Raw genomic sequence first — 23910 nt, forward strand, 5'->3', positions numbered from 1 at the left:
AGGGGCGTCAAGCACTTATTTAAACTTTTGTTGCATTCCCTATCCTTTTGCCCGCTCGGCGCGGGATTCGCCGGCTTATCACAGGGATTCGCAGAATTAACAGCAACGCGCCAATCCCCGCGTATATAGCCCACTCCTTAAGATCGGCTCTGACGATCCATAAGAAATGCAGCAGCCCAAGGCCCAAGATCACATAGCTCAGGCGATGCAGCTTTTTCCACCGCGAACCCAGACGGCGCTGGCTAAACCGATTGGACGTTACCGCCAACGCTAGCAAACAGAGGAACGCGACGCTGCCGACAATGATGTAGGGCCGTTTGACCAGCTCGACACCTAACTGCGCCCAGTCAAACCCAAGAATAAAGAACCCATATCCCAGCATGTGCAACGACGCATAAGCAAAACACCAAAGCCCCAATTGGCGACGAACCTGCACCCAGCCCGCCCAACCAGTGACCCGGTGCAGCGGCGTCATCGCCAAGGTGATCAACAAAAGCACCAGCGTGCCCAGACCGAAACGGTCAACCAGCACTTTGCCGGGATCAGGCCCAAGATCGAGAACCCAGGCTTGATGCAACCAAATCACCGGCACAGCACACACAGCAATGAATACGGCCAGGCGCCAAAGCACATAACGCATCAATAGTTCTTCCGCAGATCCATACCTGCATAGAGAGAAGCGACCTGCTCCCCATACCCATTGAACATTTCCGTTGGCCGGATATTGGGACTGAACAATCCACTCGGCAATCGACGCTCCCGAGCCTGAGTCCAACGAGGATGGTCGACAGTAGGGTTAACGTTGGCATAGAAGCCATATTCATTGGCAGCGATGCTTTGCCATGTCGTCTTCGGCTGCTCGCTGACCAGACTGATGCGCACAATCGACTTCACACTCTTGAACCCGTACTTCCAAGGGACAACCAGCCGCAAAGGCGCGCCGTTCTGGTTAGGTAGCTCGCGGCCGTACATGCCCACTGCCAGGATCGCCAAAGGATTCATCGCCTCATCCAGCCGCAGGCCTTCAACATAAGGCCAATCGATCAGCGCAAAACCAGAGCGTTGCCCTGGCATCGTCTTTGGATCTTGCAACGTTTCGAATCGAATGTATTTGGCATTTGCAGTCGGCTCGACCTGCTTGAGCAACTCAGAGATCGGGAAGCCCATCCACGGGATTACCATCGACCACGCTTCAACACAGCGCAAACGGTAGATCCGCTCCTCCAGTTGATAGGGTTTCATAAAGTCTTCGAGTGCGTAACGGCCGGGCTTGCCGACCTCCCCATCGATGACAACGGTCCAAGGCTCGGTTTTCAGCGATCCTGCGTTCTGCGCCGGATCACCTTTATCAGTGCCGAACTCGTAGAAGTTGTTGTAGTGGGTCGCGTCCTTGAAAGGCGTTATGGCTTCACCCTGGACGGTCACTGCCCCCCACTCGGTCGAAGGAAGCTTTTCTTTGAACCAGGCAGGCGCATTCCCAGCCTCTACCCCGTCATAGTGCGAAGGATCGGCGGCTCGCGCCCAGACGGGCAGAGCACTTAGGGCGACTCCTGCCAGAGACGCGCCTAAAAGGGATCGGCGTGAGAGGTAAATGGCTTCAGGCGTGACATCCGACTCATTGCAGGCGGATGCGGCTGGAATCTTGATGAGCATGGTCACTCCACAGTCGGCAGATGGATGCACCTTATAGACTGTGGAGTATGGGGGGAAATGAATCTCTGGGACTATTTGTGACGACGAAGTCGCAACAGATACTGCACAGGGCCCGACGCGGCGTAGCCAAGGAAGATCAGCAACAGGATGCGCGGCGGATCGCTGAACACCACAGCGAACACCAGCACGACTGCCAGAATGGCAACGAAAGGAACACGCCCCTTCAGGTCGAGCTCCTTGAAGCTGTTGTACTTGATGTTACTGACCATCAACATCCCTGCTGCCGCCACCAGCAACGCCACCAGAAACGAAAGCTTCGAGCCCTGAATACCATAGTCGCTGAACGCCCAGACTGTACCGGCGACAACACCCGCCGCCGCCGGACTGGCCAGCCCGATGAAGTAACGCTTGTCAGCCTTGCCTACCTGGGTGTTGAAGCGCGCCAGACGCAGCGCCGCGCCAGCGACATATATGAACGCGACCATCCAGCCCACCTTGCCCATGTCACCCAGCGCCCAGCCAAACGCCAACAGAGCAGGAGCCACACCAAACGCAACCATGTCCGACAGGGAGTCGTACTCGGCGCCGAACGCGCTTTGTGTGTTGGTCATGCGCGCAACCCGACCATCGAGGCCATCGAGCACCATTGCGACGAAAATAGCGATGGCGGCAAAGGCGAAATACTTGCTCGCACTCACCTGGTCGCCGGCACTCAAGGCGCTCTGAGCACTCATGGCGCTGATGATGGCGTAGAAACCGGCGAACAGATTTGCCGTAGTGAACAGGTTAGGCAACAGATAGATGCCGCGATGGCGGACCTGGCGCCCTTCGGCGTCGTGCCCCTCTTCAATATGCTCATCGATCGGTAGCAGGCTTTCGGCGTCAGAAGCCGTGTTTGGCTCTTCGGGACGTTCGCTCATGGACAATACCTTGCAGCTATGAATTTTCGACAAATGCTCGCGGCGACGTGGCGCCGGCAAACGATGCAGCTTTATACCAGATGAACCCCTATAACAAAAAAACGCGACCCGAAGGCCGCGCTTTTTTTGCTGCAGGAACCAGATTCAGAAGATCTTAGTTCTTGGTTTGGTCCACGATTTTGTTCTTCGCGATCCAAGGCATCATCGAACGCAGTTGCTCGCCGATGATTTCGATGCCGTGAGCCTTGTTGTTACGACGCTTGGCGGTCATCGAGGCATAGTTGCTAGCGCCTTCAGCGATGAACATCTTGGCATATTCGCCGTCCTGGATACGCTTGAGAGCGTTGCGCATGGCCTGACGGGACTCAGCGTTGATGACTTCAGGGCCGGTCACGTACTCGCCATATTCGGCGTTGTTGGAAATCGAGTAGTTCATGTTGGCGATACCGCCTTCGTACATGAGGTCAACGATCAGTTTCAGCTCGTGCAGGCACTCGAAGTAGGCCATTTCCGGCGCGTAGCCAGCTTCAACCAGGGTTTCGAAACCGGCTTTGACCAACTCGACGGTACCGCCGCACAGTACGGCTTGCTCGCCGAACAGGTCGGTTTCGGTTTCGTCCTTGAAGGTGGTCTCGATGATGCCGGTGCGACCGCCGCCAACGCCCGAAGCGTAGGACAGAGCAACATTCTTGGCGTTGCCGGAAGCGTCCTGGTAGATGGCGATCAGGTCAGGGATACCGCCGCCTTTGACGAATTCGGTACGTACAGTGTGACCTGGCGCTTTTGGCGCGATCATGATCACGTCCAGGTCCGCACGAGGCACGACTTGGTTGTAGTGGATTGCGAAACCGTGGGAGAAGGCCAGGGTGGCGCCTTTCTTGATGTTCGGCTCGATTTCGTTCTTGTACAGCTGTGCCTGGAATTCGTCAGGGGTCAGGATCATGACCAGGTCGGCAGCGGCAACGGCGGAAGCAACGTCGGTCACTTTCAGGCCATGGGCCTCAGCCTTGGCGACAGTGGCCGAGCCTTTACGCAGGCCAACGGTGACATCAACGCCGGAATCTTTCAGGTTGCACGCTTGAGCGTGGCCCTGGGAGCCGTAACCGATGATGGCAACTTTCTTGCCCTGGATAATGGAAAGGTCGCAGTCTTTGTCGTAATAAACTTTCATGAAATTCCCCTGTTATCTTGGCCGTTCGGGCCATTCGCTAAATGTATGGGTCAGATGCTCAGCACTTTGTCGCCGCGGGCAATGCCCGTAACGCCGCTGCGTACGGTTTCCAGGATGGCGGTGGTGCCGATGGCCTGAATAAAGCTATCCAGTTTGTCGCTCGTTCCTGTCAGTTGCACGGTGTAGACACTGCTGGTCACATCAACGATCTGGCCGCGGAAGATGTCCGTGGTGCGCTTGATTTCGGCACGCTGGGCGCCGGTGGCCTTGACCTTTATCAGCATCAGCTCGCGCTCGATGTGGGCGCTTTCCGACAGATCGACCAGCTTGACCACTTCGACCAGCTTATTGAGGTTCTTGGTGATCTGCTCGATCACCTCATCATGCCCGACGGTGGTCAGTGTCAGGCGTGACAGGGTCGGGTCTTCGGTCGGCGCCACCGTCAGGCTTTCGATGTTGTAGTTGCGCTGCGAAAACAGGCCGACAACGCGGGACAATGCGCCCGGTTCGTTTTCCAGCAAAAGCGAAATGATATGCCGCATGATTAAGTCCGCTCCGTCTTGCTCAGCCACATATCGCGCATCGAGCCGTCTCTGATCTGCATCGGATAGACGTGCTCGCCCACATCGACCTGGATATCGAGGAACACCAGGCGATCCGTCATGGCGAACGCTTCTTCCATTTTCGGCTTCAAATCCTTCAGGTCGGTGATTTTCATACCGACATGACCGTAGGCTTCCACCAGCTTCACGAAGTCAGGCAGCGACTCCATGTAGGAGTGCGAGTGACGGCCGCTGTAGCTCATGTCCTGCCACTGACGGACCATGCCGAGCACGCCGTTGTTGAGCAGGATGATCTTTACCGGAAGGTTGTATTGCAGGCAGGTCGACAGTTCCTGAATGTTCATCTGGATACTGCCCTCGCCGGTCACGCAGGCGACCTGAGCGTCGGGGAAGCTGAGCGCAACCCCCATGGCGGCTGGAAGACCAAAGCCCATGGTGCCCAGACCGCCTGAATTGATCCAACGATTCGGCTTGTTGAAGCGATAGTATTGCGCCGCGAACATCTGGTGCTGACCCACATCGGAGGAAACGTAGGCGTCGCCTTTGGTGACTTCGCACAGCGTCTCGATCACGGTTTGCGGCTTGATCATGCTGCCGTCGCCACGGTTGTACGGGAACAGATCGCCGTCACCGCGCCATTCCTCGATCTGCTTCCACCAGGTCGTCACCGAATCCTTGTTGGGAGCCTCGCCGATTTCCTTAAGGGTAGCGACCATCTCGGTCAACACGCTCTCCACCGGCCCTACGATGGGCACGTCAGCCTTGATGGTTTTGGAGATCGAAGCAGGGTCGATGTCGATATGGATGATCTTTGCGCCCGGACAGAACCGCGACGGGCCGTTGATGACGCGGTCATCGAAACGTGCGCCAACAGCCAGGATCACATCGGCATGATGCATTGCCAGGTTCGCGGTGTAGCTGCCGTGCATGCCGAGCATGCCGACGAACTGGCGATCCGTGCCCGGATAGGCGCCCAGGCCCATCAGGGTGTTGGTAACCGGCGTATTCAGCAGTTGAGCCAGCTCAGTCAGTGGCGCCGAACCGTTGCCCATGATTACGCCGCCACCGGCGTAAATGATCGGGCGCTTGGCTGCCACGAGCATTTCCACTGCCTTGCGGATCTGCCCGGAATGGCCGCGCACAGCCGGACTGTATGATCGCAACTTGGCTTTTTTCGGAAAAACGTATTCGAACTTCTCGGCCGGGTTGGTCATGTCCTTCGGAATATCGACCACCACAGGACCAGGCCGACCGGACTGCGCCAGGTAGAAAGCCTTTTTCAGCACTTCCGGAATTTCCGACGGATGCTTGATCATGAAGCTGTGCTTCACGATCGGGCGGGAGATACCGATCATGTCGGTCTCCTGAAACGCGTCGGTGCCAACCATGGTGCTTGCGACCTGACCTGACAGAACGACCATTGGAATGGAGTCCATGTAGGCAGTGGCGATACCGGTGATGGCGTTGGTAGCGCCTGGACCGGAAGTCACCAGCACCACACCAGCCTTGCCGGTGGCGCGGGCATAACCATCGGCCATGTGAGTGGCAGCCTGTTCGTGACGAACGAGGATATGGCTCACAGCCGGTTCTTTGAACAGCGCGTCGTAAATATGCAGGAGGGCACCGCCGGGGTACCCATAGATATGCTCAACGCCTTCGTCACGCAAAAAGCGGACGACCATTTCAGCGCCAGATAAAAGCTCCACGTTGTTCACCTCTAAAACGCCAGAATACCGTCCACGTTAACGAGAAGACGGGTCTTAATAGGTTTACTGCCAGCAGAGCATGAGCGACGGTGGTCGCCGACTACGTCAGCACTGACTGAGCAAGTATTGGGAGCTCCCCTAAGTGTTTCGGGGTCATCCCACCCAGCGCGAGGTAACGCGTTGCGGGTGTAACAGGTCGGCGCGGATGTGCGCCTCATGATCTACCGAGACGGTCTGCTTCTGGCAGTCCCTCTACAGCGAACTTTGGATTGTTCTGATTCGCCCCTCGCAAGTCAAGTCATCGATGCGCTTTCTTCACCCACAGGACATGAAAAATCCCCGAGTGAGGTCGTTGATGCACGCTTGTGGTAGCGTTTCATCCAGACAGTACCCGACGTTAAGGAAGCAGTAATGCGCTGGAAGATTCTCGCCGCCGCGGTGACGCTGGCAATAGGTGTCGCTACTGCCCAGGCGGCCCAGATCTATAAATGGATCGATGCCCAGGGCGTCACCCATTTTGACGCCCAGCCGCCGGTTGGTCAGTCCGCTCAGCAGCTCGACACGCGCAAGCCGGTAGCCCCACCCCCTCTTGTGCCTGCACCCGGGCGAACCGAATCCTCGCAAGAGCAACAGGCCGTCGATGCAAAAGTGAAGAAACAGGTGGCAGCCCAGGAAGCCAAACGCAAGGAGTATTGCGCGACTCAACGCACCAACCTTGCGCAGCTACAGAATAACCCGCGCGTACGCGAGGAAGTGGATGGGGAATTCAGACGTTTTACTGAAGAAGAGCGCCAGGCACGCATCGCCGAGGTCAAGAAAACCCTCGACGATACTTGCAACTGAGGGTCAGACCGACTCGGTAATCAGACGGTCGAACTGCGCCAACAACGCCTGCAGTGTGCGCGTTTCCTTGGCACTGCTGGCGTAGACCATCTGCGCCATTTCGAGGATGCCTGACGCATTGGGCAGCGCCAGATCCTGCTCAAGGATGGTTTTCATCCGGGGCAGGAAGATCCATTGCAGCCACTGATCGAAATCCAATGTGTCGACGCAGAACGGCTCGCGGCTCGCCAGATCCTGATCGCTGGGCGGTGTCTCTCGCCACCAGCCCAACGCACGTAGCTCACGCTCGATCAGCAACAACTGATCGGCGATCTTCGGAAAACGTTTATCCATTGGCCTTCTGCCGTGCCAGCGCCGCACCTGCGGCGTCACCTTGCTTCTCCCGGGCCTGAGCGATTAGGCCCCATAAGCTGGCCTGCAGACTGGCGCGACCGTTGGCATAGGTCAGCCCCCTGCGGGCCAGCTGCTCGGCCTGCGAAGCATCGCCCTGGGCCAGACGCACCTGCGCCAGCTTGAACAGAACCTGAGGCTCGCGAGGGGCAACGCGCTGCGCTCGCTCCAGGCTCGACGACGCGCCGTTGAGATCACCACTGCTCTGCTGTTGTTGAGCGGTAGTCAACAGCGCCAGCACCGGACCATCGAGTTGCTCATCAGCCGACAGGCTGCCACTCGACGCTGAAGGAATGCCCGTAGGTGCCGATGAGGGCATGGTGTAGGTATTGCTGGCCGCCGCCGGTGGTGTGTAGCCGTTGGCCGGTGCCGTGTTGGCAGGGGCCGGATTGACGGCAGACGTATCGATCGGGGCAGTGCTGATCGGCGCCGTGGTCGGCGGCACGAACGTTGAAATGGGCGCCGCGCTGGCATTGGCACCGCCCGGCACCATGACTGTCACGCCGGAGTCTTCCTGAATCGATCGCGCTTGCGCCGGTGCCTGTGCCGTTGCCCGTGAGGCACTGTTACGGGTTGCCGTGACGCGCTCGCCGTTGGAAATGCGTGACCCTGCGTCTACCACCGGAATCGCGCTGCGTGTCTGGGTTGCACAACCGTTAAGCAAAGCCAGAGCCGTTAGAGCCGGAATCCACCACTTGTTCACTTCACATCCCCTTCGCTTAATTCAACCAGCCCTTGACCCAGTCCATCACCGACTCGGCAGGCGCTGCCGGCCCGCCGCACGTCGGTCCCGGCTGTGGCTCACTGCCGCGAATATACGGCATCTGCACGGCACCCGGGCAGCTCGCGTCGGTGCCCTGCCCGGTGGACGCATTGACCCAAGCCTGCACCACGTTATCAGGCATGGCCATGTCCAGCGGCAGCGGATCGGCTTTTTTCATGAAGCTGGTCCATATCTGCAGCGCACCTGTGGCGCCGGTGAAAGGTGTCTTGCCGTTATCGTCGCGCCCCATCCAGACGATTGCCAGCAGATCCTGACTGAACCCTGCGAACCAGCTGTCGCGCGAATCGTTGGTGGTACCGGACTTGCCCGCCAGATTCAGCGTGCTCGGCAGCACGTTGTACACCGACTTGCCCGTACCTTCGCGCATGACGCGCTGCATGGCATTTTGCAGCAGATAAATCGAGCCTGGATCGAAACGTTGCTGAATCTGGAACGGATAACGCTTGAGCGGTTCACCCTCGGCAGTGAGCACGCTGCGAATGCCCCGTAACGGCGTATTGAAGCCACCGCTGGCAATCGTCTGATACATCGTTGCCACTTCGATCGGGCTTAGCGCACCCGCTCCCAGCAACATCGACGGGAAGGTCGGCCATTCACGGGTGACGCCTAGCTTGGACAGGGTCTTGAAAACGTTAGGCACGCCCAGATCCAGGCCCAGCTTGGCACTGGACAGGTTGTAGGAATGCGCCAGCCCCTGATACAGGAAAATATTGCCGTGGGCTTTGTGATCGAAGTTCTGCGGTTTCCAGATCTGGCCGTCCGCACCTTTTACCTGGAACGGCTCATCCGGCACCCAACTGGTCAACGTGTACTGCTGTGGACGCTCCAGCGCCGTCAGATAGATCGCCGGCTTGACCAGCGAACCAATCGGTCGCACGGCATCCAGCGCGCGGTTGAAGCCAGCGAACCCGGCCTGGCGACTACCGATTAGCGCTTGAACCTCACCGGTTTCCGGATTGGTCACCACCATTGCCGTTTCCATCTCGTCCGCGCCTTTGCGGCCAGAGATTTTGGCGAAGCTTTCACGGACAGCGGCCTCGGACTTCATCTGCAGGATCGGGTCGAAACTGGTGAAGATGCGCAGCCCCTCTTCGGTCAAGTCTTCGTCGCGGTAATCCTCTCGCAACTGACGCTTGACCAGATCGAGGAAGTCCGGAAACGAACTGTCGGCCAGTGAACCGGTTTTGGTCACACCCAGCGGCATTTTCTTCGCGGCAGCGACGGCCTCAGCCGAAGCGACGCCTTGCTGCTCAAGCAGGTCAAGCACCAGATTGCGGCGTTCCAGCGCACGATCCGGGTTACGGCGCGGGTTGTAATAAGATGGCCCCTTGACCAGCCCGACCAGCAACGCAACCTGATGGAGCTTGAGCTCCGACAGCGGCTGGCTGAAGAAGTACTGGCTGGCCAGACCGAACCCGTGCACCGCGCGCTGGCCATCCTGGCCGACGAACACCTCGTTCAGGTAGGCCTCGAGAATCTCCTGCTTGCTGTAGTGGATTTCCAGCAGGATCGCCATCATCGCCTCGGTCAGTTTCCGGGTGATGCTGCGCTCGTTGGTGAGGTAGAAGTTCTTCACCAACTGCTGGGTCAGTGTCGAGCCCCCCTGGCGCATCTGTCCTGCCGAAGCGTTGACCCAGAAAGCGCGAGCAATGGATTTGGGCGACACCCCGAAATGGTGATAGAAATCGCGGTCTTCGACAGTGACCAAGGTGTCGAGCAGGTAAGGAGGCGCCTGATCAAGCTTGATCAGGATCCGGTCCTCGAGGTTTTTCGGGTACAGACCGCCGATCATCAGTGGCTCCAGGCGCGCCACCGCCAGCTTGGCGCCATTGGCCGCCGTGAGGTCCGCGACATAATCGCCCGAGAAACGCACATGAATCTGCTGCGCCGGGTCCGCGCCTTCGTAAAATTGAAAACCACGGGTATTGAGATCGACACTGTTGCCGCTTACGGCTGCCGCGCCGGGACCGTTGGCAACGCTTTCACGGCGATAGCCCAAGGCGTCGAGCTCGATCAGGAAGTCGTCACGTGACAGTTTCTGGCCGACGAATAATTCGAGCGGTCGCGCGTAGACCTTCGCCGGGATGGTCCAGCGCTTGCCGGAGAATTTTTCCTGGACGATGGAGTCCAGGTAAACGGCGAAGCAAGCCACGACGACCAGGCCGACGAGGCTGAGTTTCAGGGCCCAGCCCAACAGGCTGCGAAGGCGACTGTTGGTGGGTTTGGGGGATTTTTTCGAAGTGCGGGATCGAGTCATGGCGGCGGATTATACGCACTTTCAAGGCCGTCGGCAGACCACCTCGTAGCGGTTTGCAGCAATGCGCCGAGCGGCCATAATGGCCACCTTTAGTCACATCATTCCCGACTTATCACCTTTGAAGGATCGTCCGTGAGCCAGACACTGATCGCAGCGCTGCAAAATCCTGCCCTGTTCCCCCATCCGGTGGATCAATTTCAGGTCATCGAGACGCATATTTCCTGGGTGCTGCTCACGGGGCCCTACGTCTACAAGATCAAAAAGCCGATGAACTTCGGGTTTCTCGACTTCACCAGTCTGTCGGCTCGCGAGCACTTCTGCCAAGAGGAACTGAAACTCAATCAGCGCTTGACCGAAGATTTGTATCTGGAAGTGTTGCCAATCACCGGCACCGCCGAAGCTCCGCAACTGGGCGGCGCTGGCGAGGCGATCGAATACGCTTTGAAAATCCGGCAATTCCCGCAAGACGGCCTGCTAAGCACGCTGCAGGCCAAGGGCGAACTGACCACGGCGCACATCGATGAGATGGCACGTCAGATTGCCGATTTCCATCAATCGACGCCGCGTGTGCTGACAGATAGCGCGCTAGGCTCCCCGGAAAGCGCGATGGCCCCGGTCACGCAGAATTTCGAGCAGATCCTGCCGTTCCTGAGTGAAAAAGCCGATCTGCTGCAGTTGCACGCACTGGAAGCGTGGGCAAAGACCAGCTACGAGCGCCTGAAGCCGCTGATGAGCCAGCGCAAGGCCGATGGATTCATTCGCGAGTGCCACGGTGATATCCACTTGGGTAACATCACCCTGATCGACGGCAAAGTGGTCATTTTCGACTGCATCGAGTTCAACGAACCGTTCCGTAAGACCGACGTCTATGCCGACATCGGTTTCCTGGCCATGGACCTAGAGGACCGCGGCCTCAAGAGCCTGTCGCGTCGCCTGATCAGCCAGTACCTTGAGCACACCGGCGATTATGACGGACTGCAGTTGCTGAACTTCTATAAAGCCTACCGTGCTCTGGTCCGGGCCAAGGTTGCGCTGTTCAGCCTGTCGCCGGATGCCGACCATGTCCAGCGCGCTACCACGCTGCGCCAGTACCGCAACTACGCCAACCTTGCAGAAAGCTACAGCGCGATCCCGTCGAACTTCCTGGCGATTACCCACGGTGTTTCCGCCGTTGGCAAGAGCCAGGTCGCCATGCGGCTGGTCGAAGCACTGGGCGCTATCCGCCTGCGCTCGGATGTTGAACGCAAGCGTCTGTTTGGCGAGAGCGACGACCTGTACTCGGCCCAGAGCAGCATCGCAACCTACAAGCGCCTGAATGAATTGGCAGCAGTGGTCTTACATGCTGGGTTCCCGGTGGTAATCGATGCGACGTATCTGAAACTCGACCAGCGCCTGGCAACCGCAAAGGTCGCGGAGGCGACCGGCACGCCGTTCCTGATCCTCGATTGTGCGGCGCCAAAGGCAGTCATTCAGGGCTGGCTGGCGCAGCGGCAAGCCCGCAATGACGACCCCTCTGATGCGACCATGGCGGTTATCGAGGCTCAACTGACCAAGCGTGAGCCGTTGACTGCAGACGAGACCCTGCGTAGCCGCCATGTCGAGACCAACATCAGCAGCGATCTGGACAAACTGGTGGATGACATTCGTCAGTACCTGCCAGGCCTTTAAGCCGTTATCGCGCCAGTCATCGAGTCGTGCAGGAGGGCTCTTCACGGCTCGATGGTGGTGGCACTATACTGGCGCCATAATTCCGACAAGGTGGCGCCAGATGACCCAGCCCAAGCAGCTCGACTCGCCGCTATTCACCTTGCTGCGAGCAGACGACGTAGATGCCTTCAATCAGCAGCGCCCCAGAACCGGGCCCATCGACTTATCAGGCGGCGATTTTCGCGGTCTGGATTTGCGCCATCTGGACGCCCAAGACATAGACTTCACTGACGCGTACTTTCGCTCAGCCGACCTGCGCGGTGTTGACTTGCGCACTGCCTTGCTGGAAGGCGCCAGCATCGCTCACGCGCAGATCTCAGGCGCCTACTTTCCCGTGGAACTGAGCGCAGACGAAATTCTGATGTCGGTCAATTTCGGCACACGTCTGCGTTACCGCACTCGCTAAGCCAAACGGCGCTCGCCTTGCGCGAGCGACCGTCCCCTGCACAGCACGCCAATATATCTTGGTGCACGCTATCGCCCTCCAATCGATAATGACCGCTCGGCGGCTATTCGCACATATCTGCGCGTCCGAGTCGCGGGGTGTCCAATGCCCATCTACACTCATTCCATGGTTTGCATCTGCAGTTTTTGCAAGTCCAGGAGGTTTCCAAACACGGAGCTACACCTGCAGGAGGCATCATGGAAGACGAACTGCTACAGATGAAAAATCTGGGCAAAACAACGGCCCAATGGCTACACGCGGCAGGGATTCACAACGCTGCAGACCTTCGCCGACTCGGCGCCATTCACGCTTATCAAGCTGTCAAGACTCGAGGGTTTCGTACCTCCAGAGCCTTGCTCTACTCCATCGAAGGCGCATTACGAGACAAGCACTGGCTCAATCTCTCGAAAGCGGAAAAGGATCAACTATTACAGCAACTGACCCTTCCTGAGCAGTAGCGCCCACCAGTGAAATGCGCACACGAGAAAATAGTTTGAGATTGCCTGTTGACTTACAAATGAGAATCACTATGATTATCACATCCAGTCGCGAGACTGGTTGATAACCTGAAAGGCTCCTTGGTTCGGACTCTCAGATTATCTCCTCATCAGGCTAATCACGGTTTTTGACCCGGCTTTTTGCCGGGTCTTTTTTTGCCTGTAAATCATGATCTGGACCGCCTACCGTCCTGTTCCTTTCAGAGCGATTCAAGGCTGGCCCTGCAGCGTCTTTAGTGAGGCACAGGTTCGTGCATAGCATGCCAGGCCCGACCAGGACATCCATAAGCCAAGCACTGCAGCTGGCAAGGTGACGGTTACCAGAGCATAAGGCAGTGCGTGGGGCTCGCCGGCGTACAGGTAGTCGTTGACCAAAGCGACGGAGGTCGGACCAAGCCCTATGCCCAACAATCCCCCCAGCAGCAAATAGACCGCGACGGCCTGCCCGCGCATGCTGTTGGGCACGATATCCTGAATACTCGCAGGCGCCGCGGCCTGGCCAATGCTGAAGCCGAACACTGCAAAACCCAGCAGCAGGAAACTCAGGTTCGGGTCCGGCACCAGAGGCCAGGACAGTGCGGCTGGGATAATAAAAGCCCACGCGACCAAGGTGACACGAAACCTCGCAGCGGGCCTGCCCTGCATCAGCCAGCGGTCGCTCAACTGGCCGCTGAGCAGGGTGCCGCAAAGCCCGGCGAAAGCGATGACCAGACCGAGTATTGGTCCCGATTCGGATACCGGTATCCCATGCTGGCGCTCGAAGAAAGCCGGAGCCCACGCCAATGTGCCATAGCCTATTACTGCCAGCAAAGCAGGGTAAGTCATCAGCCGCGCAAAGGTGCAACGGTGGAGGAACAAGTGGGTGAAAAACGCCTTCAATGTGCTATTCGGCTGGGCACCCGTCTCGCGTCGCGCTGGTTCACGCACTGCGAGCAACAGAAACACTAAGGGAATACCCGGCAGGCCCGCCAGAATGAAGGTCGCTTGCCAAGGCAATAACGTATGACCTTGGATCAACAGCCCCTGCGCTGGTATCAAGCGCAGGATTAATCCACCCATAAATAGTGAGGCTCCGGAACCAATAGCCAGCGACACATAGTAGATGCTAAGCGCTCTGCCGCGTCGTTTCGGTGCCACGTAATCGGCAATGATGGAGTAAGCAGCCGGCGCCAGTACCGCCTCCCCTACGCCTATCCCCATGCGCGTAAGCAGGAGTTGCTCATAGCTGCGAGCGAATCCTGACAGAAGGGTCATGGCACTCCAGAGCACTACCCCGAAGAGAATCAGATTACGTCGATTGATTCGATCAACCATCCGCCCAAACGGCAGGCCCATCAGCGTATAGGCAATGGCAAAAGCATAGCCATGGAGCAGACTGAATTGCGTATCGCTAATCGCAAACTGGGCTTTTAAGGGTTTGACTAATAATGCGGGTAACTGCCTGTCCAACTGCGAGAACAACGTCACCATCCAAAGGATCGCAATAACCAGCCACGCATAGCGGGCTGGGGGATAAGGCTGTTCGCTTGAGCGCATAGCGGAGATTGACATTGGATGTACCGTGTTGGTGGGTTAAAGAGCTGCTTGCTTATCATGGGCTGCGGGCTTAAAAGATCGGTAACTTGTAATTAATAAACAGCCGCTGGTGGTCGACATCGCCAGCGAGCACGGTAGTTGTATTACCTCGAATGACGCCATAGTACCAACCGATACTAAAATACTTCAGAGGTCCGCCCTGCACGGTATAGGAAAGCCTCAAGTCACGTGCCCACTCTTTCTGATGCGCGCCATGAGCGTAAATGTGGGAGCCCTTGATATAAATAAGCGTGGCATTCAATCCAGGCAACCCCGACGCAGCGAAATCATAATCATATTGGGCCAGTTGGGATCGCTCGCCAGCCCGAGTGAAGTTCCAGATAAGTCCGCCCGTCATCAGCCAAGCGGATGCACCGTCGCCCTGATTGAGGAAGGGCATGTTACTTTTTCCGGTGGACTTTTGGTAACCGAGCCCAAACTTGTGCCCGCCTATTCGATAGCTGAGCAACGAACTCCAGGTTCTATTATCCACTTCGCCAGCGGCCGCTCCGTGATAATAACCGGTGCTGGTATAGCCCTCAGCCCTTCCCGCCTCCCTGGTATTCTTGCCATCACCGGTGCTATTGAAGTATTGCAACGTAGTCTGCAACGAACCTACAGATAATGGGCGAGTATAAATCAGCCCTAAGAATTGTTGCCGGTAAAAATCCTTCAACGTGCCGTAATAGTACTGGCCTATCCAGTTTTTATTCAGAGCGTAATCAAATCCAGCATAATAAAACTTGTTGCTTCGTCTCACTTTGTCAGGGCCCGCCACCTTCCCTGCGCCGGTGATGGACAGCGAGCGATTATCACTAGAGTTGCGTCCCTTAGCATGCTCGAACACCCCTCCAATCAGGCTCAGCCCATCCAGGTCCTTGCTGGTCAATTGCACCCCTTCGAAGGTTTGGGGCAATAGGCGCCCGTCGTTTCGAGCCACGACAGGCACGCGAGGCAGCAATGTTCCCCAGCGTAATTCAGACTTGGCAAAGCGCGCTTTCGCGGTCAGCCCCAAATGGCTGAATTCGTCCTCGGCGTGGTTATCGGAATCAAGCGGGAAGATGGCACCCGGTGTCCGCGTCCGGTCCGCTTTGGTTGCCGAGCCACCCGAGTCGAGCCGAATGCCTAACATGCCCAAAGCATCCACTCCAATGCCCACCGGTCCGTCGCTATACCCGGACCGATAATCGAGAATAAATGCTTGCCCCCACTCTTCTTGACGAGGGGAAGAACCATGACTGCGAAAATCCTGATTGATATAGTAATTGCGTGCAGTCAGATTAGCAGCACTGTCACTCATCATGTCACCCTGGGCGTAGGGCAATATAAAACCGCCGCACATAAGAAGTGAGGAGTTCAGGACTTTCATAACAACCCTCTCTATAAGTTTTATTATCAGAGGTTAGGAGGCGTACAATTCACCTTCAGAAAACGGAGAGCGGGCAGACCCGCTGGGATATTTACCCATCGCTAAAATCGTTATCGCACTGAGACTAAAACACGTCGCACCATACACGAGCAGAGAGGAGTATCCCTTTGAGGTGTCTAGCAGCATCCACAACAAAAGCGGCGAAAATGCCGCAGACGCGGTAGTAAAACCAAATGTCATGGCAAACAACCGACCATACTCGCGCAAACCGAAATAGCGCGCCACTAAAAAAGCAGCAATGTCGTATTCCGCACCGGTTCCAAAACCGACCAATACCGTGGCAAGAATTAATAAGCCTGTGTCACTCGGACCGAACAAGAACAGCAGACAACCCACGGCCGGCATCGACAGGCTGATGCAGGCAACTCCGGGCGCCCAAAAGCGATCAATCAAGTATCCGGAAATTATTCGCCCGCCAATAAGTGCCAACCCGAAACTTCCGAAGATGCTGCTGGCTTGCAATGCGGTCAGGCCCTTGTCCTGCAGCATCGGTACGATATTAGTGACCATAGCGATGATCCCCGATACAGCTACGGAGAACGCGAGGTTGCAGAGCCAGAATCGCCGCTGGCGCAAAGCGGTAGAAAACTCCATGCCTTCAAGTTTTGCACCACCAGCCTGTTGCCGCGACACCGACACAATCGTCGGCGCCTGAGACGGGTGCAGCAAACAGATTGCCATGGGCAACACCAGGAAGAACGACTGCGCCGCGAGTGTGAAAAATGCAGATTGCCAACCCCATTTCTGTATGGCCCAACTCAACAGCGGCGGTGTGATGGCCGCCGCCAGGCCAGTTCCCGACAGGGTAATGGCGAGCGCCAGTCCGCGGTTGCGCACGAACCACAAGTTGACTACCTGGGTCCAGGTGACTTGCAAGGTACCGAGCCCTGCCAGCGGCAATATCGTAAACACGGCGTACAGTGACCAGATAGACCCGTTGATCAGTGGCGCGCTCAAGTAGGTCAGCGACAGGGCTACTAACGACGTAATGGTGACGGCACGAATCCCATAACGCTTATTAAGCCAAGCGACTAACTGAGCGGCGAGGATGGTACTGCCGAACATGCAAGTTATCGCCAGATGGATTTCGCTGCGCGTCCATCCAAACGCTTGCTGCAGAGGCCCGATCAATACGCCGAATCCATAAAGCAAGGCAGCCGTGACACAGGTTGTCATTCCTAGCGATGCGAGAAGAAGAATTTTCCAGCTCGTTCTGAATTCGCCTGGACCCTGGACCGTTCTGTTCAACATCATGAAATCCACTCCCTTTTTTTGTTATTGGTTGAGAGTCGTCGGAATAATTCTAATTTCAGAATCCAAATCTATATTAAGGATAAGTGGGATAGCTAGCAAAGATTGATCGGCGCCGCGTTATGGCCATCCTTCGTTAGCACGCTGTCCTCTCGGTACAGCACGTGTACACGCGGCAGATTAGTTGGATCCAAAAATGCCGGAATAGAGCGCTCCATCGGAGGCTCCTGAGTGAGCGTCTTTGATTCGAGACACTGCGAGCGCGGCCGAAGCAGGCAGTTAAGGCAATATGTTTCGAAATATTTCAGCGTTGATAATCACTCGCTGAGCTAGCCGATATGCGCAGGGGGCAGAAACCGATCCGACCCAGCAGCCACAGCAGCCAGCGGCGACTCGTCCGTGAGCTCGTTGCCCACTGTGCGCGGGAGATGCTGCTCAACAGGATGGTCGAATCCAACGGGGCAAACGGCTTCTACACACGGGCGCCCGAGCAGACGCCAGTCTTCGGGCGCCGCAAGCGCCTGATCAGTCAGCGCAAAGCCCGTGCTCTCATTCGTGAATGCCATGGCGACATCCAAAGCACAGTTTGACCCGCTTTTGGCCTCTAAACAGCAGTCTGACCGCTTAAGGTCGTACGCCAAGCTGCGCCAGCAGATCATCCAGCAAACCCGTGGCGCCCAGTCGCACTCTGTCCGGCTCAAGCCACAATGGCCCGAAGCGGTTCTGAAGCACCTCCATGTAGAGGCGCACCTCGCTCAACGTGCGCACATTTGCGCACGCCTTGAAGCCTACTTGCGCGCCCCGTTCGGCAATGGCCTCGATCAGGATCCGCGCCGCCTGTGAGGTCGCACTGACAGCCTGTTTGCCGGTGCTCGTCTTGAGGAACGACGCGCCCTGGCGAATGGCCGTGCGGCAGACCAGATGAATAACCTGGGGATCACGTAAAACGCCGGTTTCCAGCGTGACCGTTAGCTGCCCCCGGGGCCCGCATTTGGCCTTACACGCAGCGACCATTTCACCGCCGATCGTTGGGTGGCCGCTAAGCTGGGCATGGAAGGGATAGACCAGGTCGATCTCGTCGGCGCCCGTCAGCATGGCGGCGTGGGTTTGCGATTCAACCGTTGAGATCGACGCCCCGCCATTGGGGAAGTTGACCGCGGCTACCACCTTGATGTCCCGTGCGCCCAGAGTATCGAGTGTCCGCCGCGCCAGCCCTGCGAACCTGGGTAACACGCAAACCGCAGCGACGTTTCCTACTGGAGTTAACGCCTGCCCACACAACGAAACAATGCGCTCTGCCGTATCGGCGGCGTTCAATGACGTCAGCTCCAACAGCCCTATCGCCTTCTGCGCCAATGCCTCATCAGTTTCATGCTCCCTGTCCATGCTGCTCCTCAACACCTGGTGAAGTCCCGGGGAGCGACGATAATCCACCTGCAAGGCGCGTGAACGGCCACACGCGCTTTAAAGAGCAGCCCTACAGAGCTTTCGGAAACTTCTTAAGGACCTTGCTTTCAACCAAGCCTTCCGGAGCCGGCTAGCGAGTGATGATCAGCGGATGCCCGCGCTCTGGATGCCGCTGCACCAAGACTTCAAGTCCGAACACCGCTCTGAGCGCGTCCGGCACCAGCACTTCATGCGGGGTGCCCAATGCGAACGGACGGCCCGATTCCAGTAATAACAGGCGATCGCAATAGCGCGCCGCGAGGTTGAGGTCATGCAGAATCACCATCACGGCCCCGCCGCGATCGGCAAAGCCCCGCACCGCCTGCAAGGTGGTGTGCTGATGCAGCGGATCGAGCATTGATGTCGGCTCATCCAGCAACAGCGTCTGCCCGCCTTCGCCCGGCCATAACTGCGCCAGCACCCGGGCCAGATGCACGCGTTGCCGCTCGCCACCTGATAGCGCCAGGTAACTGCGATCATGCAAATGCAGCGCATCAGCCGCAGTAAGCGCCGCTTCAATGATCTCGGCATCACGTTGCTGGCCGCTGTCATGGGGCAATCGACCCATCGCCACCACTTCCCGGACCGTGAAGGCAAAGTTCAGCGTCGAGCTCTGTGGCAATACCGCCAATCGCCGCGCCCGCTGCTGGCCGCTCCAATGCACCAATGGCCGGTCATCCAGCCAGACCTGGCCCTCGTTCGTTTTTAGCTCCCCACACAACGCCCCCAGCAGCGTGCTCTTACCAGCACCATTGGGCCCCAGCACACCGAGCATCTCGCCTGGCTTGAGTGTCAGATTGGTATCGGCCAGCACGCATGTGTTCTCGCGATGGACGCTGAGGTTCTCGGCTCTCATCATCTGGTACGCCCTCGCACCAGCAGGAACAAAAAGAAAGGCGCACCGATAAATGCCGTCACGATACCGATGGGTAACTCGGCCGGGGCCAGGACCAAGCGAGCAAACACGTCGGCGAACAGCAACAGGCACGCTCCCGCCAGCGCCGATGCGGGCAACACCACGCGATGATCGGGGCCGGCGATCAAGCGCACCAGATGCGGCACGACAAGACCCACGAAGCCGATCAACCCTGCCGCCGCGACCGCGGCCCCCACACCCAGCGCGATGCACAGAATCAATTCGCGCTTGAGTCGCTCGACCTCGATTCCCAGATGACGGGCCTCAGATTCCCCGAGCAACAGGGCGTTCAGCGCCTTGGCCCGGCGCGGCAACCATAGGATCACCAGCACGCACACCAGCAACAGCGGCCAAAGCCGTGCGTAGCTTGCGCCATTGAGCGTGCCCAGGTTCCAGAACGTCAGGGTGCGCAGCGAGGCGTCATCGGCCAGATAGGTAAACAGACCGATGATCGAACCGGCCAGCGCGGTCATCGCGACGCCGGCCAGAAGCATGATGCCGACGCTGGTCTGGCCATCCCGGCGCCCCAGGCGGTAGACGATGCCAGTCACGAGCAAGCCGCCCGCAAAGGCAAAGATCGACAATAAATAGGGAGCGAGGACTTCGGGCATACCGCCCAGAGAGGCGCCGGCGACAATCGCGACAGCCGCGCCCAAGGCCGCCCCGCTCGACACACCCACCAGCCCGGGATCTGCCAGCGGGTTACGAAACAGGCCCTGCATGGCCACGCCCGACAAGGCCAGCACTGCACCCACCGCCAGCCCGAGCAAGGTTCGGGGTACGCGAATCTGACCAAGGATCAGCTCGGCCTGTTGCAGATTGTCATCCGCCACAGGCAGGCCCATCAGGCGCAAACCGGCACGCAGCGTGTCCACGAGCGGCAGGCTGACCGGCCCTAACGCCAGCGACAGCCACACGGCGAGCAGGCACGCAATACTCAGCACGATGAACAGCGCTCTGGGCGGAAGATGGGTCCTCATTGGCCGGATATAGCCTTGGTACCGAACGGGGTTTCGGTCGGGTAGAAGGCGTTGGTCAGCTCTTGCAGTGCATCAGGCAGACGCGGCCCCAGACCACCGACCAGCAGCGTCGGATCGACCTCGATTAAACGTTGGTGATGGGCCGCTCGGGTCGCCGCCAGAAACGGATTTTCCCTGAACAGTGCTTCGCGAGAGGAGGCACCGTTTTGCGCGCGATCGGTGAACACCACTACCTCGGGGTCCAGCCCGGCCATCGCTTCAGCCGAGAACACCTTGTAACCGGCATGAATTGCCAGGTTGCGACCACCGGCCTGCTTGATCAGCCAGTCACCGACCGTCCCCGTACCGGCCACCATTGGCGCCGCACCGGCGTGACTGACCAACAGCAAGACACCCGGCGCGGCTTGACGCTGTTGCGCCTGTGCCACCCAGATCTGCTGGTCGCCCAGCCGTTTGACGTACTGCTCGGTCAACTCACGGGCTTGACCTTCCTTGCCCAGCAGGACGCCGAGCGTTTGCAGATTGCCCTGCAGCGCGCTCATTTCGGCTGCGGCGCGAAGCACTTCGACCCTCACCCCCGCAGCACGCAATTGTTCAAGCACCGGCGGCGGTCCCATTTCTTCGGTGCCCACCAGAATATCCGGACGCAGGCTCAGGATGCCTTCGGACGATAGCTGGCGCTGATAGCCAATGCTCGGCAAAGACTTTAACGATTCAGGATGCTGGCTGGTGGAGTCGACACCCACCAGGCTCGACTCGCCACCCAATGCCACGACCCATTCGGTCAACGCGCCGCCGGCACTGACCCAGCGGACAGGGCGCTGGGTGTCAGCCAACGCCAGATGGGTCAATAAAAGTCCGGTCAGGATGACGGTCAGCTTGGCAACGAAGCGCATGAGCAAAGAGTCCTTTTATATAGAAGAAGCGCATCTACCGAATCGCGAAGGCAGGGAGCGGCCGGATCGACGCGTCATTTGCAAAGCTGTCAGACTAGGCCGCTCATGACAGTCGGGCAATTTGATAATGACTTGCATTTACACGTCAAGCGACGAGGAGATCCGCGCTGAATTACTTGTGTGACAAAAACTCACTCGCTGAAGGGAACAGCCGTGGCTTCGAGATCGGTGGCTTGCACTTGCTGGTCGTTAGACGCGCTGGCCAGGTGTATGCCTATCAAAATCGCTGCCCCCACCGTGCAATACCGCTGCACTGGCAACCCGACCAGTTTCTTGATGCCAGCGCCAGCTTGATCCAGTGCGCAACCCACGGTGCGTTGTTTCTGATAGAGAGCGGCGAATGCATCGCCGGCCCTTGCGAAGGGAAATCCCTGAACGCCATCGACTGCGGCGAGGACGCTAAGGGAATCTGGGTCAATCTGCCAGGACAGGATTGAGCGCGCACTCGCGGTCAGGCGCCTGCGCCAGGTGAACCTCCAGCCGACGGTCAACTCGCACTTCGTCAGGCGTCAGTTGCACCCCATAAGCGAGGACTTCCACACCTGCGGCCACCGCCTCTCTCAGCGCGATCGCATAAGCTGCGTCGATTTCCTCGGCAGGGCGTACCGCCTCAATGCCGGTCAAATTGACGCAATACAGCAACACAGCACGTACACCTTCACGGGCCAAGGCCGCCAGTTCTCGCAAATGCTTGGCACCGCGCTGGGTGACCGCATCGGGAAAAGCTGCAACATCGCTGTCATCAAAGCCCAGCGTCACGCTCTTCACTTCGAGAAACAGCGCACCGTTCGGGTAATCCAGGCGGAAATCGACGCGGCTGTTCTCCTGGCCGTAGGCCACTTCCCGCTTGAGCGCGGTAAAACCGTTCAATTCGGTGATCACCCCCGCCAGCAACGCCTCCTCGATCAGTTTATTGGCTCGCCCGGTATTGACGCAGGCAAAGCGCCCCTGCGGGGTTTCGCTGATCTCCCAAGTGCCGGGCAACTTGCGTTTGGGGTCGTTGGAGCGGCTGAACCAAACACGCCCACCGGGCATCATGCAATTGAACATCGAGCCCGTATTGGGGCAGTGGATGGTCAGTCGTTCGCCACTGGGCGTTTCGATATCGGCCAAGAAGCGCTTGTAGCGTTGCAGCAAGCGACCCTCTTCAAGTTCGGGGGAAAATCGCATCAGCCTTGCCAGCTCCGCAGTCCGCGTTTTATCCGTTCAACCGCTTCCTGCAGACGCTGGAGATTTTGGGTGTAGGCGAAACGTACGTGGTGACCAGCCTGATAGCGCCCGAAATCCAGCCCAGGCGTAAACGCGACGTACTCGGTTTCCAGAAAATGCCGGCAGAACGCGAAGGCATCGCCACCGAATGCGCTTACGTCTGCATAAAGATAGAAAGCGCCCTCGGGTTCAACGACAATGTTGAACCCCAGTTCGCGCAGGGCCGGAAGCAGGAAGTCCCGGCGCTTGCCGAACTCGCCGCGCCGTTGTTCGAGAATTTCGATCGTTTGCGGCTCGAAGCAGGCCAACGCCGCAGTTTGCGCCATGCTGGGCGCGCTGATGTACAGGTTTTGAGCGAGCTTTTCCAGATCCCTGACAGCCGCTTCAGGCGCCACCAACCAGCCGAGACGCCAGCCGGTCATGCCGAAGTACTTGGAAAAACTATTGAGGACAAAGGCGTCGTTATCCACCTCCAGCACGCTGGCGGCGTCGGTGCCGTAGGTCAGGCCGTGGTAAATCTCATCCACTACCAGATGACCTTCACGGGCCTTTAGCGATGCGGACAACGCAGCCAGTTCGTCGCGATGCAGCAAGGTGCCCGTGGGGTTGGCCGGCGAGGCGACCAACGCGCCTACGCTGTCCTGATTCCAGTGCTGTGCAATCAGCTGCGGGGTCAATTGGTACCGCACCTGCGGTCCGACCGGCACCAATTGCGCCGCGCCTTCTACCAGGCGCAGAAAATGCCGGTTGCAGGGGTAACCCGGATCCGCCAGCAACCAATGTTTGCCCGGATCGACCAGCAGACTGGTGGCCAACAGCAACGCCCCGGAGCCACCCGGGGTAATCAGAATCCGTTCCGGGTCGATGTCCAGGCCGTAACGCTGCTGATAGAAACCGGAAATGGCCTGACGCAGCTCAGGTAAACCACGGGCTGCGGTGTAACGGGTTTTTCCCGCAGCCAACGCCGCCTGGCCTGCCTTGATGATCGGTTCGGCAGTGGTGAAGTCCGGCTCGCCGATCTCCAGGTGGATAACGTCATGCCCCGCCGCCTGCAATTCATTGGCGCGAGCCAACAGCGCCATGACGTGAAAGGGTTCGATGGCACGGCTGCGCTCACTATAGGGCTGAGGCATGGGGCTTCCTTGGTCGCTTGTTTCGGAACATAGGCCGATTCTACCCAACCGCCTTCGGTGCCACAGGTTTTATCGAGGC

Annotated in this window: 22 protein-coding genes and 1 pseudogene; 5 read left to right on the forward strand and 18 right to left on the reverse strand. The window is 58.2% G+C overall.

The annotated features are described in order from the left end of the window. Positions 1 to 19: 19 nt before the first annotated feature. The 6 genes from msrQ to B3I26_RS17810 all read right to left on the reverse strand — a co-directional run bounded on the left by msrQ (position 20) and on the right by B3I26_RS17810 (position 6013). Complete coding sequence (gene msrQ / locus B3I26_RS17785) at positions 20 to 640, reverse strand: protein-methionine-sulfoxide reductase heme-binding subunit MsrQ (RefSeq protein ID WP_296259514.1); 621 nt, start codon at positions 638 to 640, stop codon at positions 20 to 22. Then, complete coding sequence (msrP, locus tag B3I26_RS17790) at positions 640 to 1653, reverse strand: protein-methionine-sulfoxide reductase catalytic subunit MsrP (protein ID WP_296259515.1); 1014 nt, start codon at positions 1651 to 1653, stop codon at positions 640 to 642. Before msrP ends, msrQ begins: the two co-directional genes overlap by 1 nt. A gap of 71 nt (positions 1654 to 1724) precedes the next feature. Further along, entirely contained in the window at positions 1725 to 2573 is an 849-nt protein-coding gene (gene pssA, locus B3I26_RS17795; protein ID WP_296259517.1) for a CDP-diacylglycerol--serine O-phosphatidyltransferase, read from the reverse strand. A gap of 154 nt (positions 2574 to 2727) precedes the next feature. Then, on the reverse strand, positions 2728 to 3744 hold the full coding sequence (gene ilvC / locus B3I26_RS17800) for a ketol-acid reductoisomerase (RefSeq protein ID WP_120126857.1): 1017 nt from the start codon (positions 3742 to 3744) through the stop codon (positions 2728 to 2730). A 50-nt stretch (positions 3745 to 3794) separates the two neighbouring features. After that, the gene (gene ilvN / locus B3I26_RS17805) at positions 3795 to 4286 is read right to left on the reverse strand and encodes an acetolactate synthase small subunit (protein WP_133752008.1); all 492 of its coding nucleotides are present in this window, start codon (positions 4284 to 4286) and stop codon (positions 3795 to 3797) included. A gap of 2 nt (positions 4287 to 4288) precedes the next feature. Then, entirely contained in the window at positions 4289 to 6013 is a 1725-nt protein-coding gene (locus B3I26_RS17810; protein WP_296259520.1) for an acetolactate synthase 3 large subunit, read from the reverse strand. A gap of 411 nt (positions 6014 to 6424) precedes the next feature. On the opposite strand from B3I26_RS17810, the gene B3I26_RS17815 reads away from it, so the two are divergent. Continuing rightward, a complete protein-coding gene (locus B3I26_RS17815) occupies positions 6425 to 6856 on the forward strand; it encodes a DUF4124 domain-containing protein (RefSeq protein WP_296259521.1) in 432 nt (143 codons plus the stop codon). A gap of 3 nt (positions 6857 to 6859) precedes the next feature. Here B3I26_RS17815 and B3I26_RS17820 read toward each other — a convergent pair whose 3' ends face one another. The 3 genes from B3I26_RS17820 to mrcB are packed head-to-tail and all read right to left on the reverse strand — an operon-like array spanning position 6860 to position 10287. Next, the gene (locus B3I26_RS17820; protein WP_296259523.1) at positions 6860 to 7189 is read right to left on the reverse strand and encodes a YqcC family protein; all 330 of its coding nucleotides are present in this window, start codon (positions 7187 to 7189) and stop codon (positions 6860 to 6862) included. After that, positions 7182 to 7949 (reverse strand): tetratricopeptide repeat protein, encoded by a 768-nt coding sequence (locus tag B3I26_RS17825; RefSeq protein WP_296259524.1) that lies wholly within the window; start codon positions 7947 to 7949, stop codon positions 7182 to 7184. The genes B3I26_RS17820 and B3I26_RS17825 overlap by 8 nt, the downstream gene beginning before the upstream one ends. 16 nt (positions 7950 to 7965) lie before the next feature. Further along, positions 7966 to 10287: a penicillin-binding protein 1B gene (gene mrcB / locus B3I26_RS17830; protein ID WP_296259525.1), complete on the reverse strand. Its 2322-nt coding sequence runs from the start codon at positions 10285 to 10287 to the stop codon at positions 7966 to 7968. 132 nt (positions 10288 to 10419) lie between these two features. Here mrcB and B3I26_RS17835 point away from each other — a divergent pair, with 132 nt between their 5' ends. The 3 genes from B3I26_RS17835 (at position 10420) to B3I26_RS17845 (ending at position 12897) form a co-directional block, all read left to right on the forward strand. Next, positions 10420 to 11955, forward strand: coding sequence for an AAA family ATPase (locus B3I26_RS17835; protein ID WP_296259526.1), 1536 nt, complete (start codon positions 10420 to 10422; stop codon positions 11953 to 11955). Positions 11956 to 12055: 100 nt separating this feature from the next. Continuing rightward, positions 12056 to 12400, forward strand: a complete 345-nt coding sequence (locus B3I26_RS17840; RefSeq protein ID WP_296259527.1) for a pentapeptide repeat-containing protein — start codon at positions 12056 to 12058, stop codon at positions 12398 to 12400. A gap of 236 nt (positions 12401 to 12636) precedes the next feature. Then, the gene (locus B3I26_RS17845) at positions 12637 to 12897 is read left to right on the forward strand and encodes a TfoX/Sxy family protein (protein WP_296259528.1); all 261 of its coding nucleotides are present in this window, start codon (positions 12637 to 12639) and stop codon (positions 12895 to 12897) included. Positions 12898 to 13146: 249 nt separating this feature from the next. Here the strand turns inward: B3I26_RS17845 and B3I26_RS17850 are convergent, their stop codons facing one another. The 7 genes and pseudogenes from B3I26_RS17850 to B3I26_RS17880 form a co-directional block, all read right to left on the reverse strand. After that, positions 13147 to 14487: a spinster family MFS transporter gene (locus B3I26_RS17850; RefSeq protein WP_296259530.1), complete on the reverse strand. Its 1341-nt coding sequence runs from the start codon at positions 14485 to 14487 to the stop codon at positions 13147 to 13149. 55 nt (positions 14488 to 14542) lie between these two features. Beyond that, complete coding sequence (locus B3I26_RS17855; RefSeq protein WP_296259532.1) at positions 14543 to 15880, reverse strand: OprD family outer membrane porin; 1338 nt, start codon at positions 15878 to 15880, stop codon at positions 14543 to 14545. A 33-nt stretch (positions 15881 to 15913) separates the two neighbouring features. Beyond that, positions 15914 to 17194, reverse strand: coding sequence for an MFS transporter (locus tag B3I26_RS17860; RefSeq protein WP_296259534.1), 1281 nt, complete (start codon positions 17192 to 17194; stop codon positions 15914 to 15916). A gap of 621 nt (positions 17195 to 17815) precedes the next feature. After that, a complete protein-coding gene (gene deoC / locus B3I26_RS17865) occupies positions 17816 to 18577 on the reverse strand; it encodes a deoxyribose-phosphate aldolase (RefSeq protein ID WP_296259535.1) in 762 nt (253 codons plus the stop codon). A 151-nt stretch (positions 18578 to 18728) separates the two neighbouring features. Continuing rightward, a pseudogene (locus B3I26_RS17870) lies at positions 18729 to 19448 on the reverse strand (heme ABC transporter ATP-binding protein); the annotation flags it as partial. A 44-nt stretch (positions 19449 to 19492) separates the two neighbouring features. After that, on the reverse strand, positions 19493 to 20479 hold the full coding sequence (locus B3I26_RS17875; protein ID WP_296259560.1) for a FecCD family ABC transporter permease: 987 nt from the start codon (positions 20477 to 20479) through the stop codon (positions 19493 to 19495). Positions 20480 to 20529: 50 nt separating this feature from the next. After that, positions 20530 to 21429 carry a heme/hemin ABC transporter substrate-binding protein gene (locus B3I26_RS17880; protein WP_296259538.1) on the reverse strand — a complete coding sequence of 300 codons (900 nt, stop codon included), beginning with the start codon at positions 21427 to 21429 and terminating at the stop codon, positions 20530 to 20532. Between the two features lie 167 nt (positions 21430 to 21596). Between B3I26_RS17880 and B3I26_RS17885 the strand changes: the two genes are divergently transcribed. Next, the gene (locus tag B3I26_RS17885; RefSeq protein ID WP_296259562.1) at positions 21597 to 21926 is read left to right on the forward strand and encodes a Rieske (2Fe-2S) protein; all 330 of its coding nucleotides are present in this window, start codon (positions 21597 to 21599) and stop codon (positions 21924 to 21926) included. On the opposite strand, the gene sfsA is transcribed toward B3I26_RS17885, so the two are convergent. Together sfsA and B3I26_RS17895 are read right to left on the reverse strand one after the other, a co-directional pair. Beyond that, entirely contained in the window at positions 21904 to 22659 is a 756-nt protein-coding gene (gene sfsA, locus B3I26_RS17890) for a DNA/RNA nuclease SfsA (RefSeq protein WP_296259541.1), read from the reverse strand. The genes B3I26_RS17885 and sfsA overlap by 23 nt on opposite strands. Continuing rightward, positions 22659 to 23831: a pyridoxal phosphate-dependent aminotransferase gene (locus B3I26_RS17895; protein WP_296259544.1), complete on the reverse strand. Its 1173-nt coding sequence runs from the start codon at positions 23829 to 23831 to the stop codon at positions 22659 to 22661. Before B3I26_RS17895 ends, sfsA begins: the two co-directional genes overlap by 1 nt. Positions 23832 to 23910: the final 79 nt, after the last annotated feature.

Origin of the sequence: Pseudomonas sp. UBA5706 (assembly GCF_002419965.1) — a bacterium.
Classification (GTDB): Bacteria; Pseudomonadota; Gammaproteobacteria; order Pseudomonadales; family Pseudomonadaceae; genus Aquipseudomonas.